This window comes from Polaribacter sp. YIW18 (genome assembly GCF_057219325.1).
Genome location: NZ_JBXVVE010000010.1, coordinates 30,244 through 47,110 on the forward strand (window position 1 = coordinate 30,244; position 16,867 = coordinate 47,110).

The window sequence follows — 16,867 nt, forward strand, 5'->3', positions numbered from 1 at the left end:
AAATCTTAAAATGGCTATATTATTTCTTTTTTGCGTCAGATTTTCCTTTGTTATTTCCATTTGGTTGATAATAATTAGGAGGGAAGCTGTTTAATTGTCTCCAAAGTTCAAACCAAATAGGAACATCTTCTAATAATGCAATGGTTCTTGCACCAGAACCTACTCTGATGGCTTCTGGCCATGTGTGATCTGTTTCATCTGGAGCTAATAAAACTCTGTATTTACCATTATCGCTTATAAAGTTTTCTATAGCAACTACTTTTGCACCATAAGTACCATACGAAACATTGGGCCAACCAGAAAAAACAATTGCTGGCCAACCATCAAATTGTACACGTACTTTTTCGCCAATGTGTAATAAAGGTAAATCTATTGGTCTTACAAAGGTTTCTACAGCTAAATCGTATTTTTCTGGCATAATACCCACCAAATCATCACCTTCTTTAAAAGTCCCACCAATTCCGCCTTTTATGGCTTTGTTTATAAAACCATTATGTGGTGCTGTAATGTATAATAAATTTCTTCTAATTCTGTAATTGCTATTGCTGTTTTCTAATTTAGAAACCTGTACTTCAGCATCAAAACCACTAGACATGGCAGTAGACATATCACTTTGTGCTTTAGAAATTTTATTAGTGTATTCTGCGTTAATTCGGTTTAACTCTATTCTTGCATTAATTACATTATTTTTGCTTTCTAATAATTTATTTTCTTTACCAATTAATTCCGCTTGTGTTTTTTGTAATTTTAAATTTTTCTCCTCAACATCTTTAACAGCTGCAATTCCTTCACTTTCTAGTGTTACTGCACGATTAAATTGTCTTTCTGCAATTTTAATATTTGTTTTTGCAGCCTCAAACTCTATGCTATCACTTTGCACTTTAAGCTTAGATTGTAGCAGTTTATTTTCTGCCATTTCTAATTTTAATACTTGCTCATTTTTAAGTGATTTTATTCCCATTTGTAATGCGTTTACTTTTTCTTTATAAGCACCAACAGATAAAACTTTTGAATTAATTTGTTGATTGGTTCTCTCAATTAATTGATCGTCGAAATAATCGGTCTTAATTTCAGAAATTCTAAGAATAGTATCTCCTTTTTTAACATAATCTCCTTCTCTTACAAACCATTCTTCTATTCTACCAGGAATTTGAGATTGTATGGTTTGTGGTCTTTGTTCTGGCGTTAAAGTGGTAACAATACCTTGACCAGTAATATTCTGTGTCCAAGGTAAAAAGAGTACAATAATACCTAAAATAGCAAAAACTAATAAAAACTTATTAAATGCTTTATAATAGTTTTTAGTAAAGATTTTTTTACCCGATTTAAATAAAGTTAAATCTATTTTTTTATTTAATTGATTGTTAGAAATATTTAACATAGCTATTATATTATAGATTTAATTTCTCCTTTTTCTAAGGTTATTATTTGCTGGCATTGTGTGCTCCAGCTTTTTTTACTACTTACAACAATTAATGCCCAAGGTTTATCTGGTGCAGTTAAATATTTAATAATGTCTTTAGTTTCCTGTAAATTAAATTGATCTAATGGATCCTCTAAAATGAGCACTTTGGGTTGTTTAATTATTGCTCTAGCTAATATTATTTTTTTCGCAATGGTAAAAGACATTTGTTTTCCTTCAGGATAAATTATTGTTTCTAAACCATAAGGTTGCTCTTTGATAAACTGATTTAAACCTACAATATCAAGTACTTTATAAATAATACTATCATCTATCTCTTTATCACCAAAAACCAAATTGTCTTTTATAGTTCCTTCAAAAGGAGTTTCATCTGATAGTGATAAACCCAATTGAGAACGATAATGATTTAAATGTAAGCTGTTTAACGATAAATTATTAATGTAAATATTGCCCTCTGTTGGTTCTATAATTCCTGATAATAAACGTAGTAAACTAGATTTTCCTGCACCACTTTCTCCTTTAATTAAAATTCTACTTTTAGGATGTAAAATAATGGAAACATTTTTTAAAATAGGTTTTTTTCTGTCTTCTACTGTATAGGACACATTGTCTAACTCTATAGTTAAACCGTCTTTAAATATAGGTCTTTCTCCGTCTTGAGATTCTAACTCTTTGTCTACAACCTGACCAATTTTTTCTATAGATGTTAATACGTCATAAAAAGATTCTAATCCAATAATAAGTTTTTCTACAGATTGAATAACCAATAAAATGATAATTTCTGCTGCAACAAACTGCCCAATATTCATTTCTTGATTTAAAACCAAAGCCCCACCAATTAACAATAAACTAGCAGTTACAACAACTTTAAAACCAATCATTTGAGAAAATTGTAGTATTAAGATTTTAAAATGACTTTCTCTTGCTTTTAAATATTGGTCTACCAAAACATCATTTTTTTGAATTGCCAAATTTGTATTTCCAGAAAGTTTAAAACTCACTACAGTTCTTGCTACTTCTTGTATCCAATGTGCTACTTTGTATTTATTTTTAGATTCTTTTAAACTAGTTTCTAAACCTTTTTGAGCTGTAAATTTAAATACAATGTAAATAAGCAATAATAATAAAATACCAAATATGATAAAAAATGGATGGTAAAAGGATAACAAAATCAAAGCAAAAATAATTTGCAATAATGCAGTAGGTACATCAATTAAAATTTTAGAAAGTCCTTTTTGAATGGTTAAAGTATCAAAAAAACGATTTGCTAATTCTGGTGGATAATAATTACGCAACTCATTCATTTTTATTTTTGGAAAACGATAACTCAACTCAAAAGAAGCTTTTGTAAATATTCTTTGTTGAATGGTTTCTATAATTCTTAGTTGCATTAATTGTAAGGCTCCAGAGAAAATTACACCAAGTGTAACTACAATTACTAAAACAACCCAAGAAGTAGAAATTTGTGCTCCCTGTATTAAATTAATAATCGCTTGAATACCTAAGGGTAGTGATAGCGATACAATACCGCCAAAAATTGCATAATAAAAAATCTGAAAAATATCACGTTTTTCTAACCTTAATAAGTTGATAAAACGTTTCCAAGGGTGTAATTTTTTTTCTTCCATACTTATTTAATGGTATTTTTCACTAATTCAATAAAAAATTTTTTGGGTGTGTTTTTTTGTTTACAATTTGTAATAGAAGGGAAGTGTTCTGTTAAAAAATGTTGATGCAAACCACCTTCTAAAATAGTACTAGCTAAACTTAACGCGAATCTGTAGTTCGGTTTTATTGCTAAAATCATTTGTTCTAATCTTAAAATTAGACGTTTATAAGTTTCAAAATACCCTTCTTTATTATCTTTGTCAACCTCTTTTGTTAAATATGATTTAGAGCTTTCATTTACAATTATTCTATATAAAAGTACTTCATTAACATGAGAAAATGTAGTATCTTCCTTTACTTTTCTTGTAAAAACATCAATAGCTTTTTCTAATTTTTGTTGATTGTCTGAAATACTAAACGTTTCTAAAACCAATTGATACTCTAACCAAGCCCAATACCAAGAAGATAGATAAAGTAACAATTTGTGCTTGCTTTCAAAATATCTGTAAATAGAACTCTCATTAGAGCCAATTTTGGTTCCTAATTTTTTAAAAGTAAAATTTTCAAAACCAATTTCATTTATCAATGTAATGCTATTTTCTACTATGCGTTTTCCTAAATCGGATGTTTCTGGATCTTTAATATATACATTGTTAGGTACAGAAATTTTTAAAACAGATAATAAATTTTTCATTTTGTTTATTTTCTATAATTGCAAATATAATAGTAATACTATTATTAAAGTTAAAAACACTCTTTTTTTTTTAAAAAAATTAATATTTTACAATCCAACTTAAACACAAGTTATGTTTTTAGATGTTTATTCTTACAACTTTATTTTCCTATCAAAATAATATTAAAAATATTTCTTTAATAAATTGTATATTTGTAATTTATTAGGAGAAATATACTTTGATGTTTTAAAACTTCTGTAGCTAAAATTACCAAGCATTTTCTAATAAACAGTACTAATTTTAATATTCTAATATTTTTAATGGCAAAATCGCAACAGACATTTAGTAAAAGTGAAAAAGAAAAGAAGCGTTTAAAAAAACGTGAAGAAAAACGTAAAAAAATGGAGGCTAGAAAAGCCGACAAAGAAGCAAATGGTAATGGAGGTATTCAATTTGCTTACGTAGATCATAATGGAAATTTAACAGATACCCCACCAGACCCAGAGTTAAAGGTAGAGTATGAGTTAGAAGATATACAAATATCTGTAACTAAAAAAGAAGATTTACCAGAAGAAGATCCTGTAAGAAAAGGAAAAGTTTCTTTCTTTGATTCTTCTAAAGGTTTTGGTTTTATTATTGATACAGAAAATAATGAGAAATATTTTACACACGTAAGTGGTTTAATAGATGAAATTGCAGAGAATGATAAAGTTTCTTTTGAACTAGAAAAAGGAATGCGTGGTATGAATGCTGTTAAAGTAAAAAAAGTATAATCAATATATTCAAATACATTCTACAAGTTAGCCTTCTATTGCAAAATAGAAGGTTTTTTTATGACAATTCGTCTAGAGTTTCTATTAGTATTTTACAACCTTCTACGATTTCTTTATCAGAAATTGTTAAAGGTGGTGTAATACGCATTGCCCTTTGTTCAAACAATAAAAAGAATAAAATTAGCCCTTTTTCTAAACACTTGTGTATTGTTTTTACTGCTAGTTCTGGTGTTTTTACAATGGCAGCTAACATTAATCCTTTTCCTCTTATTTCTAAGATTGATGAATGCTGTAAATGTCTTCTAAAAAGTTGTTCTTTTCTAAGGCTTTCTTTTAGTAAATTTTTATTTAAAATTTCTTTTACAGTTGCATTCGCAGCTGCTGCAATTACAGGATTACCAGCAAAAGTAGAAATATGACCAAGTTTAGGATTGTCTTTTAACAAACTCATCATTTTAAAAGAAGCTAAAAAAGCACCAATTGGCATACCACCACCTAACCCTTTTCCTGTAACTACAATATCTGGAGTTACATTATAGTTTTCGAAACCCCAAAAGGTTCCTGTTCTTCCAATTCCTGTTTGTATTTCGTCTAAGATTAACAATGCACAAACTGAATCACATTTTTGTTTTAATTTGACTAAAAAATTATTTTTAGGTTCAATAAAACCAGCACCACCTTGTATTGTCTCAACAATTACTGCTGCTGTTTTATGGGTTATTTTATTTAAATCTTCATCTGTATTAAAACCAATAAACTTTGTGCCAGGTATTAAAGGTCTAAATGCACTGTTTTGTTTTTCTACACCAGAAACACTCATTGCCCCCATAGTATTGCCATGATATGAGTTTTTAGCAGCAATTATTTCTGCTCTCTTGGTTACTCTTTTGGCTAGTTTTAAAGCCCCTTCTGTAGCTTCTGTACCTGAATTTGTTATGTAAACTGCATTTAGGTTTTTAGGTGAATTTTGCGCCAATAATTTACACAAATCTACTTGTGGTTTTTGTATAAACTCGCCATAAACCATTACATGCGCATAATTATCTAGTTGATTTTTAATGGCCTCTGTAACTTTTGGATGGTTGTGCCCCAAGCTATTTGCCGAAACACCAGCCACAAAATCTAAATATTTTTTTCCTTTAGTATCAAATATAAAACTGCCTTTTGCTTTAGAAATCTCTAAGGCAAGTGGGTGAGGACTGGTTTGTGCTTGATATGTAAAGAAATCTTTTTTCATCTAATTTTTAGTGGGTAGAATTTCTTTTTTTCTTTTTCTCTCTTTTTTAGGAAGTTTTTTTAAAGCGGGTTTTACCAAATCTTTTTTAGATTTTTTTGGTGATTTGTCTTGTGTATCCTTTTTAAAAATATCTTCTTTAGATTTAGGTTGTTCTGTTTCTCGCCAAATAAAACCATTTAACCTGTTTACTTCTTCTGGTAATTTAGAAGGAGGGTAGGTAGTGCCTTCTGATTTTTTTAAATATTTTATTTGCTCAATTTCACCTTCATTTAAAGTAAATTCTATGTTACTAGAAATTTCTTTGGTTACGGTTTCTAAAACTCCTTCTTCATTTCTATTAAAATATACAGACTCAGCATTACCCTTTACTAATAGAAGTTTAAGTTTGTTTTCTAAAAACTTACCAAATATATTTCTTCCTTTAATTTGATTAAAGTTATCATTTGATAAAGAGTCTTTAGAGACTATAAATGAGTTATTTAATACTTTTAAAGAATCTAGCTTTTCTGTTTCTATATTAGATAGTAAGTGAATGGTATCTCCAGTAATTTGATTACCATCTGACCATAATACGGGGTTGCTAAACATTCTTGTTAAGCCTTTTTCTTGGTTTGTATGTATCGAATCGCACTTACCTTGTAAATCTGATTTAAAGATTTTTACATTATGATAGGTTCTAACAATTCTTTTATCTGGAACTCCTGTAACTAATAAAGTATCTCCGTGAATAAAGGTAGAATCTTTGTCTATAATAGAAATGGCAACTGCTTTTTTGATGATAAAAAGTGAATCTTTTTCTTCGAAAATTTCTGCATAATTCCCTCTGGTAACAAAGTTTTTTACGGTATCTATCACCTGTATATTGTTGGTTGCAGAGGCAAACCCATTCTTTTTATCATAATACAAACTATCTCCTTCTACAGTTCTTTCTTTTAAGTAAAGTTTTGCGTTTTTAATAAAATAAGAAATATCTGTTTTGGTGTTGTAAAAACCTCGTTCACAATAAATTTTATTTTTGTTTTTTGTATTGGTGATGGTAGATGGTCCATATAAATAAACCAAACCAGAGTTGGTGTAATAATCTAAGTGATTAGAGGCCAAATTATGCTCAGGATTAACAATAGTAACTCTTGTTGTAGCTGTAAATTTTTTGTTTTTTAGATAATAATTTCCAATTTTACTTTTTAATGTATTTGTTTTGTCTTTTATAGTGGCAAAAGTTTTATAATATAGTTTTTGATTTAATCTATCAAAATGAAGCGTATCTGTAGTTAAAGTCATTTCTGGGTCTTTTAAAACCACATTTCCCCAAGAGAGCGCCTGTTCTGTATTGGCATCATAATCAACATAATCACTAGTTTGTGTTATGGTATCACCTTGTTTAATGAGTACATTATCTATGGCCTTAAAAAAGTTTAGTTTTTTATAATAAAAGGCTTTGCTACAAGTTAATACAGCACCTTTATGAGTCATTTTCACATTCCCTAAAAGCACAGTAGCACCCGGGTATTTTTCTTCGTCTACAAATTGTTGTGCAGCACCAAAAACCATTTTTTTAGTTTGCGAAAAAACAAAGGCTGTTTGTGTTAGAAATAGAAATAAAAGTATTCTTTTCAAAATAAACGATTTTACGCAAAAATAATGAAAAGAAAATGGCAAACTATTAAAGAAGAGTAAAATTCTAGCTATATTCTTTTTTTTTTGCTAAATACTTTGAACTGTAGTTTTTTTGCTTTCGGAAAAAGAATATTATTTTCTATATGGATATGCTCTTGCAATCGATCATCAAAATTCTTTAATTTTATATATAAAAGTTTAAATGAGTTGCATATGTTTTCTGGTAGAATATAGTAATTGGTAAGTGTTGCTATTTTTTGAAATGTCTTACGAATTTTATAGTGCTCGTCTTCAAAACTATCTATAATTTTTAGTTTTTTTGAAGAATTATATTTAGAAGTAGAGGAAGCATTCTCGAGTTTTAATAACTCATTTAAGTAAGGAAACAAGATGGTTTCCTCGTTTTTCATATGTTCTAAAATTTCTTCTGAAACACCTTGTATTAAGTTGTTAACTTCTAATAATTCAGGATATTGTTTACTATATAAATCAGCTACTTTTTTACTATATTGTTTTAGTATTAATATGTTTTCTTCTTTATAATTGTGATGAATTTCTGATAGGAATTCAATTAAAAAATCTAATTTCCAAGAATTGTAGTTTTGTAAATAATAAACATCTTTATGTGCAGCTACTAATTTATTTATGATTTTTTTACTATCTATATTTTTATGCTCGCAAACTGTTAAAAAGTTTTTATTCCCTTCTATAGAATAGTCTATATTAAACTCTTTAAATACTTTAGACGTATTGATGTTATTTAAAACAATATCTGCAATTAGCTTATTTTCAAAACGTTTCATGTATCATTTAATTTTCTACAAATTTCGATGAAATAAACGGCAGTAAATATGACTTTTATCAGTACTTCAATTAAATTTTAAAATAGATGAAAACTAATTTTAGACAACACAAAAAAGCCTTATTCTTAATTAGAAATAAGGCTTTTTCTTATAAAAAGTAAAATGTATTATCTTTCTATAGTTTGTTTTCTATCTGGACCTACAGAAACTATTTTTACAGGTACACCTGTTTCTTTTTCTATAAAAGCAACATAGTCTAGTAAGTTTTTAGGCAATTGATTTGCAGAAGTCATTTTTGTTAAATCTTCTGTCCAACCTTTAAATTCAGTATAATTTACAGAAACATTTTCTGGTTCTATATTGTATGGTAAGTGAGCAATTTCTTTACCTTTATAATTGTATGATGTACATACTTTTAAAGTATCAAAACCAGAAAGTACATCACCTTTCATCATCATTAATTGTGTTACACCATTTACATCTACAGCATATTTTAAAGCTACTAAATCTAACCAACCACATCTTCTTGGTCTACCAGTTGTTGCACCAAATTCGTGCCCAACTTTTGCCATAGTTGCTCCATCATCATCAAACAATTCTGTAGGAAAAGGACCAGACCCCACTCTAGTGGTATACGCTTTAAAAATACCAAAAACTTCGCCAATTCTATTAGGTGCTACACCTAAACCTGTACAAGCTCCAGCAGCAGTTGTATTAGATGATGTTACAAAAGGATAGGTACCAAAATCGATATCTAATAAAGAACCTTGTGCACCTTCTGCTAAAATTGTTTTTTTATCCTTAATTGCTTGGTTTAAAAATTCTTCGCTATCTATAAAAGCTAAGGTTTTAAGCTTGTCAATTCCTTTACAGAATTCTGCTTCTAATTCTTTTAAGTCATATTCTATTTGAACATCAAAAAACTTTAACATTTTAATATGCTTTTCTGTAAGCGCATCGTATTTTTCTTTCCAGTTTTCTAATTCTAAATCTCCAACTCGCATACCGTTTCTACCAGTTTTATCCATATAAGTTGGACCAATACCTTTTAAAGTAGAACCAATTTTAGCTTTACCCTTTGAAGTTTCTGATGCTGCATCTAACAATCTATGTGTAGGTAAAATTAAATGTGCTTTTCTAGAGATTAATAATTTAGAAGTATAATCTATATTGTGTTTGTCTAGATTTTCTAATTCTTTTTTAAAAATTACAGGGTCAATAACAACACCATTCCCTACAACATTTAATGCTGTTTTGTGAAAAATACCTGAAGGGATTGTGTGTAAAACGTGTTTTGCGCCATCAAAAATTAAAGTATGTCCTGCATTTGGCCCTCCTTGAAAACGCGCAATGATATCATAATTTTTAGTTAATACGTCTACAATTTTTCCTTTTCCTTCGTCTCCCCATTGTAATCCTAGTAATAAATCTACAGCCATTAGTTGTGTTAATTTGTTGTTTGTTTTGTTGTATTTTTTTTAGTTTATTGGCAAAATACCAACAGAATGTTGTTATTTTTTCTTTTTTGTCCCGTAAAAGTAAAGTGAATGATTATGAATATCAATATCAAAAATTTCTTCTATGGTTTTTTTAATAATTTGTATTCTTGGATCGCAAAATTCTTTAACATCTCCAGAGTCTGTAAAAATTACGTGGTCGTGATTTTTATCGAAGTAACTTTTTTCATAACGAGCCATAGATTGTCCATCAAATTGGTGTTTTCTAACCAAACCACAATTTAATAAAATATCAATGGTGTTGTAAAGCGTAGCTCTGCTAACTCTATAATTTTTATTTTTCATTTTAATATAAAGAGATTCTATATCAAAATGTTCATCTGCATCATAAATTTCTTGAAGAATAGCATAACGCTCAGGTGTTTTTCTGTGCTTATTTTCTTCTAAATAGGATGTAAATACTTTTTTTACTACTTCTTGATTTTCAAGAGAATTATTCATTTTCTTAAAATTTTACGAAAAGACAAATTTACAGTTATTTCTTTATAAAATCCTTTTTTTTGAAAATGATATTTACAAAGTATTAACACGTTCTACATTTTTAACACCTTCAATTTTTTGCAGACTTTTTGTTAATTTATTCAACTGTGCACTGTTTTTAACGCTTAAGCTTATTTTTCCATCAAACACACCATTGTCTCCAGCAATATTAATACTGTTAATAAATACGCCCATATTGTTAGAAATTATTCGGGTTACATTATTTACGATCCCTTTATTATCGACACCATTTATATGTAAAATTGCTTTAAAATCTTGCTTGGTAGAATCTATCCATTTTGCTAGCATAATTCTGTAAGCATAGTTAGATTGTAAAGAAATTGCGTTTGGACAGTTTTTTTTATGCACTTTAATCCCTTCATTTATTGTTAAAAAACCAAAAACGGTATCTCCTGGTATAGGATTACAACATTTAGAGAGTTTGTAGTCTAATATTTCTTCTTCTTTACCAAAAACAAGCGCATCAAATTTATTAGTTACTTCTTCAGTATCTATAAGTTCTTTATTGGTGGTGTTTTTTCTTCTTAACTTGGTTTTAAAGAAATTTAAAATAGTACTATTTCTCTGTGTAACAAATGCTTTTAATTGTGTATTGTCTATAGAACCATTACCAATTCTAAAAAACAAATCGAAACTAGTTCTAAGTTTAAAGAAATTGACAAGTTCGTTCGTTGTTTTTTCGGTAAACGGTATTTTTAAATGACGTAATTTTCTAGTTAAAATTGCTTTTCCTTCTTCGGCAATTTGTTTTTCTTCATCTTTTAAAGCAGCTCTAATTTTTGTTTTTGCCCTTGCTGTTATTACAAAATCTAACCATCTAGCATTGGGTTTGTTAGAAGCGCTTGTAATTACCTCTATTTGATCTCCACTTTTTAAAGTGTAACTTAAAGGCACTAACTTGCCATTTACTTTTGCGCCTCTACATTTTAAACCTACATCTGTATGTATAGAAAAGGCAAAATCTAAGGCAGATGCATCTTTTGGTAACGATTTTAATTCACCTTTAGGTGTAAAAACATAAATTTCTTTAGCATATAAGTTTAGTTTAAACTCTTCTACAAAATCAACTGCATTTAAACTTTGGTTTTCTAGTGATTCTTTTAATCTATTTAACCATGCTTCTAGACCACTTTCGTTAGTGTTTCCTTGTTTGTATTTAAAATGTGCTGCATAGCCTTTTTCTGCAATTTCATTCATTCTATTAGAACGAATTTGTACTTCTACCCATTTTGCATCAGGTCCTACTACTGTAATGTGCAAAGCTTCGTAACCTGTAGATTTGGGTTGCGAAATCCAATCTCTTAAACGAACAGGGTTGGGCTTAAAATAATCTGTAACTATCGAATAGATTTTCCAGGCATCAAATTTTTCGTCTTTAGAGGTAGGTGTAAATATAATTCTAATGGCAAATTTATCATAAACCTCATCAAAAGTTACATTTTGTTTTCGCATTTTTTTGCGAATAGAATAAATGGACTTGAAACGTCCTTTTATGTCATAATCAAAATTTTCTTTATCTAAGCCCTCTTTTAATCTATCTGCAAAGGTTTCTAAATATTTTTGTTGATCTTCTTTACTCTCTTTAATTTTTGCAACAATATCATTAAAAACCTCTGGTTCTGTGTATTTTAAACCTAAGTCTTCTAATTCTGTTTTAATATTATACAGTCCTAGTCTGTGTGCTAAAGGTGCATAAATATAAAGGGTTTCTGAGGCTATTTTTACTTGTTTGTATGCAGGCATTGCATCCATAGTTTGCATGTTGTGCAATCGGTCTGCAATTTTTATTAAAATGACTCTAACATCATCATTTAATGTTAATAGCATTTTTCTAAAATTTTCTGCTTGTATAGAGGCGTCTTGTTCTTTGTTTAAACGAGAAATTTTGGTGAGTCCATTTACAATTCTTGCAATAGTTTCACCAAATAACTGCTCCATATCATCTAAGGTGTACTCTGTATCTTCTACAACATCATGCAACAATGCTGCTGCAATAGAGGTTGCACCTAAACCAATTTCTAAAGCTACAATTTTTGCTACAGCAATGGGGTGAAAAATATAAGGCTCGCCTGTTTTTCTACGTTGTTTAGAATGTGCATCTACAGCAATCTCGAAAGCCTTTCTAATCAGCTCTTTATCTTCTTTAGAAAGTACCTCATAAGTTCCTTTTAGCAAATCTTTATACCGATTTGCTATTTCCTTATTTTCTTCTTCAATGGTTGCTAAATATGCCATAAATAACTGTAAGATTTGTGTTTAAAAATCTAAAGTGAATTTAGCAATAAGTATTTGAACAAGCAAGAAAATTAAAGTCTAAATTTTTAAAAATTTGATGTTATTTTTCTTCTAAATTTTTTACTCTATCCAACAAAGTTGGATGTGAATAATGCATGAAAACATAAGCAGGATGTGGGGTTAAATTACTCAGGCTATTTTTAGAAAGTTTTTTTAAAGAGCTAATTAAAGGTTTGCCAGCAAAGGTGTTTTTTGCAAAATTATCTGCTTGGTACTCAAATTTTCTAGAAATATAATTCATTACAAAACCTGTAATTTCTGATATTGGAGAGTACAAAATACCAAATACAATTAAACCTGCATGAAAACTGGGTTTAGTTATACCAATAGCTTCAGAAAATATAGGTAAGTTTACAAATAACGATAACAAATACAAGGTAAAACCAGTAAGTAGGATAGAGGTAAAAAGATTAAAAACAATATGTTTTTTCTTGTAATGACCCACTTCATGAGCTAAAACAGCTACAATTTCATCGGTTTCTAAATCGTTTATAAGTGTATCAAAAAGTGTAATTCTTTTTTGAGAACCAAAACCAGAAAAATAGGCATTTGCTTTTGTAGAACGTTTAGAACCATCGATTACAAAAATATTGTCTAATTTAAAACCTACAGTTTGTGCGTATTTTTCTATGGCAAATTTTAATTCGTCATCTTCTAAAGGTGTTTGTTTGTTAAATATGGGAACTATTAATTTGGCATAAAAAAGATTCATAAATAAAGAAAAAACAGCGACTAAAACCCAAGCATAAATCCAAAAATTAGTTCCTGTTGTTTGATAAAACCAGATGATAATCGCTAAAACACCACCACCTAATATTGCAGTTAAAAAGATTCCTTTAATTTTATCTAACCAAAATATTTTTTTGGTGGATTTGTTAAAACCAAATTTTTCTTCAATAACAAATGTTTTATAGTAAGAAAAAGGTGTGGTTAAAATATCTGACCCAATCATAATAATACCAAAGAAAATTAAAGCTATTACAATAGGGTTTTCTGAGATACTTCTCGCAAAATTATCTACATATTTAAAACCATCAAGAAAAAAGAACCCTAAAGTTAATAAGATTGAAAAAGTGGATGTTAGGTTCGTAAATTTTGCATTTTCCTTTTTATAGGCTTGAGATTTTTTATAGGCTTCTTCATCATACACATCTGCTAATGCAACAGGAATTTTGTCATTAAAATGTTTGGCATTTAAGCTGTCTAAAATTTTGTCTACAACAAAACTGATGATTAAAATTGCGATTAAAATATAAAATAGAGTAGTGGGTTGCATTTTTTTAATTTGTTAATTGATTCAGTTAGTGTTGTATAGTACACTATTTATTTTCTGTAAAATAGATTTTTTATAAGTTATGTGTAAATGTTAGCTTTCGTTTTATAACTTCCATTCTTTATTTATTTCTTCATTTTTTTAGCGTACATGGCTGCACCAATAATACCGGCATTGTTTCTAAATTCTGCAGCTTTAACGGGTATATCTGTGGTTAAATATTTTTTAAAATTATTGTATTTTTTACTAATTCCGCCACCCAAAACAATTAAATTGGGTGTAAATACCAATCTTATATATTCTAATAAAGAATCAAATCTAATGGCCCATTCTTCTAATGTTAAGTCTTCTCTTTTTCTAACAGAATCAGCTGTGTATAATTCTATAATTTCTCCGTTGGTATGCAACATTTTACCTACTTCTAAATTCGGAATTAATTTACCTTTATAAAACAAACCAGAACCAATACCTGTACCAATGGTTACTACAAGCACCAGGCCATTTTCTTTTTTTGCAGCACCTAAACTAACTTCTGCTAAACCGGCTAAATCTGCATCATTACTTACATAAAAAGGAATTTTACATTGCTTTTTAAACAACTTATCTACCTTTACACCTAGCCATTCTTCGCTTAAATTACCAGAGTGTATGCATTTACCACCTACAAGCGTGGTTGGAAAACTACAACCAACCTCTTTTTTCCAGTTAAAATGTACAATCATTTGTTTTACAACTTTAGCAATTGCTTCTGGTGTAGCTGGTTTTGGTGTAGGTATTCTATGTCTTTCAGTTAATAATTCGCCTGTTTTGGTATTAACAATAGCCGCTTTTATACCAGAGCCACCTATATCTATTCCTAATGATTTCATATCTCAAGTGCTTTACAAATAATGGTTTATTTAAATAATCGTTGTCTTTTTGCCTCAAACAAAACAATGGCTGCTGCAACTGAAACATTCATAGAGTCAATTTTACCTTGCATAGGTATGTTTATGTTTTGGGTTGCTTGTTCTCTAAAAATAGTTGTTAAACCAGTGGCTTCTGTACCTACAACAATGGCTGTTGGTTTTGTATAATTTTCTTGAAAATACGGATTTGAATTCTGCAAAGTAGTGGCATAAGTATGAATGTTGTTCTTTTTTAGAAAACTAATAATTTCTTCTGATGTACCTACAGCAATTTGATTGGTAAACACACAACCCACACTAGAACGTATAATGTTTGGGTTGTAAACATCACTCTTAGGATTTGCAATAAGTACAGCATCTATATTTGCTGCATCTGCGGTTCTTAAAATAGCGCCAACATTACCTGGTTTTTCTATACTTTCTGCAACTAAAACTAACGGATTTTCATTTTTAAAAACAATACTATCTAAAGAAAAATCTTTTGTTTTTGCAATGGCAATAATGCCTTCTGTAGAGTTTCTGTAAGCTATTTTTTGATAAACTTCTTTAGAAATTTTTATACAATTGATGTTTGTTGGAAACAGTTCTAAAACCTCATTTTCTGAAATTAAATCTTCTAAAAACAATAAGGTTTCAAATTGATATGCTGCAGCTATGGCTAATGAAATTTCACGTTTTCCTTCAATAATAAATACCCCTTGTTTTTTGCGTTCTCTTGCTTTTTCTTGCAGTTTTAGAATATTTTTAACTAGAGGGTTTTGGCTGCTGGTAATTTCTTTCATCAACACAAATATACCTAATTATAGATATTGTAAAAATTAATAAATACTTATTTAATTTATTAGATATATTATTTGAATATTAAAATTTCTAAGAAAAAGAAGGCTCGCAATTCCACTTTACTGGAAGCGAGCCTTTTTAAATTGATTAAATCACTTTATTTAGATTTATACTTATTAGCATAACGTTTCCAAAGTTTGGTTTGGTGCGTTTCTAAACTAAGATCTCTCCCTTGTATAAAAGCTTTGTTTACTATGTTTCCTCTCATTTCTAAAGCATCACCTTCGGAAATAAATAGGGTAGCATCTTTACCAACTTCTAAAGTACCTGCAAAAGCATCTATCCCTAAAATTTTTGCTGTATTCGATGTAATTAGTTTTAAAGCTTCTTCTTTGTCTAAACCAAATGCAGCAAATGTACCTGCGTAAAAAGGGAGGTTTCTAGTATTCATTCTTTCCATTTGCCCCTCCATACCTAAACTAATCAACACACCTTTGTCTGTAAGTGTTTTTGCTATGGTATAGGTTTTGTCATAGGCATCATCTTCGCTATTTGGATTTCTATGAGGTCTCTCTAAAATTACAGGAATATTATTTTTTACTAATAAATTTGCTACTTTTTCTGCACCTTCTGCATGCACAATTACAATATTATTGATTCCTAATTCTTTAGATATAGTAATAGCATCTGTAATTTCTTTTTGACCATTTACATGTATAAAAAACTTTTGAGTACCATTAAATAAGCTTTTAGTTGCTGTATATGGTAAATGTTTTTTATCTGGATTTCTAGCTAAATAATTCTTAGCATCTGTTAAATAACTCTTTATTTCATCTATTTTTTTAGCATAATTTGAATCTGGTTTTAATGCAGGGTCTTCTCCTAACCACCATCTACCACGTGTAAAACTAGAAGGCCAATTCATGTGAATTCCATCATCAGTCTTCACAGAAGCATCTTCCCAGTTCCAAGCATCTAATTGTACAATAGAAGATGTACCAGAAATAACACCACCTCTAGGAGTAATTTGTGCCATTAAAACGCCATTAGGTCTCATAGATTCTACGACTTTGCTTTCTGCATTGTAGGCTATCAAACTTCTAATATGCGGATTCATAGTACCAATTTCATCCTCATCATCACTTGCTTTTACAGCATCTATTTCTACCAAACCTAAACTTGCGTTTGCTGCTATAAAACCAGGATATACATGTTTTCCTGTGGCATTAATAATAGTTCCCATTCTTGCAATTTTCATCATTGCACTTCCAACAAAGGTAATTTTACCTCCATCAAACATGATTAAAGAATTCTCTATTACTTTTCCATTTCCTAAATGTGCAGTTGCGCCTTCAATAGAAAATGCTCTAGTTTGTTTGTCTGCAGGGGTTTGTTGTGCAGAAACTGTATGTATTGCTAAGAAAAATAGCAAACTATATATTATTTTTTTCATCATTT

Annotated in this window: 14 protein-coding genes; 1 reads left to right on the forward strand and 13 read right to left on the reverse strand. The window is 29.3% G+C overall.

The genetic code is table 11. The features are described from left to right. Positions 1-19: 19 nt before the first annotated feature. Genes AC2D6T_RS10630 through AC2D6T_RS10640 form a run of 3 tightly spaced genes read right to left on the reverse strand, consistent with a single transcriptional unit; the run spans position 20 to position 3,725 of the window. On the reverse strand, positions 20-1,381 hold the full coding sequence (locus tag AC2D6T_RS10630) for an HlyD family secretion protein (protein ID WP_438988426.1): 1,362 nt from the start codon (positions 1,379-1,381) through the stop codon (positions 20-22). Between the two features lie 5 nt (positions 1,382-1,386). After that, complete coding sequence (locus tag AC2D6T_RS10635) at positions 1,387-3,051, reverse strand: peptidase domain-containing ABC transporter (RefSeq protein ID WP_484681480.1); 1,665 nt, start codon at positions 3,049-3,051, stop codon at positions 1,387-1,389. A gap of 2 nt (positions 3,052-3,053) precedes the next feature. Then, the gene (locus AC2D6T_RS10640) at positions 3,054-3,725 is read right to left on the reverse strand and encodes a TetR/AcrR family transcriptional regulator (protein WP_438988424.1); all 672 of its coding nucleotides are present in this window, start codon (positions 3,723-3,725) and stop codon (positions 3,054-3,056) included. Between the two features lie 300 nt (positions 3,726-4,025). On the opposite strand from AC2D6T_RS10640, the gene AC2D6T_RS10645 reads away from it, so the two are divergent. Beyond that, positions 4,026-4,478 carry a cold-shock protein gene (locus AC2D6T_RS10645; protein ID WP_298946798.1) on the forward strand — a complete coding sequence of 151 codons (453 nt, stop codon included), beginning with the start codon at positions 4,026-4,028 and terminating at the stop codon, positions 4,476-4,478. Between the two features lie 58 nt (positions 4,479-4,536). Here AC2D6T_RS10645 and AC2D6T_RS10650 read toward each other — a convergent pair whose 3' ends face one another. The 10 genes from AC2D6T_RS10650 to AC2D6T_RS10695 form a co-directional block, all read right to left on the reverse strand. Further along, the gene (locus AC2D6T_RS10650; protein WP_438988423.1) at positions 4,537-5,715 is read right to left on the reverse strand and encodes an aspartate aminotransferase family protein; all 1,179 of its coding nucleotides are present in this window, start codon (positions 5,713-5,715) and stop codon (positions 4,537-4,539) included. Then, positions 5,716-7,332: an OstA-like protein gene (locus AC2D6T_RS10655; RefSeq protein WP_484681481.1), complete on the reverse strand. Its 1,617-nt coding sequence runs from the start codon at positions 7,330-7,332 to the stop codon at positions 5,716-5,718. 68 nt (positions 7,333-7,400) lie between these two features. Then, positions 7,401-8,135, reverse strand: coding sequence for a DUF542 domain-containing protein (locus AC2D6T_RS10660; protein WP_484681482.1), 735 nt, complete (start codon positions 8,133-8,135; stop codon positions 7,401-7,403). A 167-nt stretch (positions 8,136-8,302) separates the two neighbouring features. Continuing rightward, positions 8,303-9,574, reverse strand: a complete 1,272-nt coding sequence (locus tag AC2D6T_RS10665; RefSeq protein WP_347186928.1) for an adenylosuccinate synthase — start codon at positions 9,572-9,574, stop codon at positions 8,303-8,305. Between the two features lie 72 nt (positions 9,575-9,646). After that, entirely contained in the window at positions 9,647-10,093 is a 447-nt protein-coding gene (locus AC2D6T_RS10670; protein WP_298946789.1) for a Fur family transcriptional regulator, read from the reverse strand. Positions 10,094-10,165: 72 nt separating this feature from the next. After that, entirely contained in the window at positions 10,166-12,388 is a 2,223-nt protein-coding gene (locus AC2D6T_RS10675; RefSeq protein WP_438988420.1) for a RelA/SpoT family protein, read from the reverse strand. Positions 12,389-12,488: 100 nt separating this feature from the next. Beyond that, positions 12,489-13,724, reverse strand: a complete 1,236-nt coding sequence (locus tag AC2D6T_RS10680) for a M48 family metallopeptidase (protein ID WP_484681483.1) — start codon at positions 13,722-13,724, stop codon at positions 12,489-12,491. Between the two features lie 122 nt (positions 13,725-13,846). Then, on the reverse strand, positions 13,847-14,590 hold the full coding sequence (ppgK, locus tag AC2D6T_RS10685; protein WP_484681484.1) for a polyphosphate--glucose phosphotransferase: 744 nt from the start codon (positions 14,588-14,590) through the stop codon (positions 13,847-13,849). Between the two features lie 26 nt (positions 14,591-14,616). Next, on the reverse strand, positions 14,617-15,411 hold the full coding sequence (locus tag AC2D6T_RS10690) for a TrmH family RNA methyltransferase (RefSeq protein ID WP_438988418.1): 795 nt from the start codon (positions 15,409-15,411) through the stop codon (positions 14,617-14,619). 155 nt (positions 15,412-15,566) lie between these two features. Then, positions 15,567-16,862 carry an amidohydrolase family protein gene (locus AC2D6T_RS10695; RefSeq protein WP_484681500.1) on the reverse strand — a complete coding sequence of 432 codons (1,296 nt, stop codon included), beginning with the start codon at positions 16,860-16,862 and terminating at the stop codon, positions 15,567-15,569. Positions 16,863-16,867: the final 5 nt, after the last annotated feature.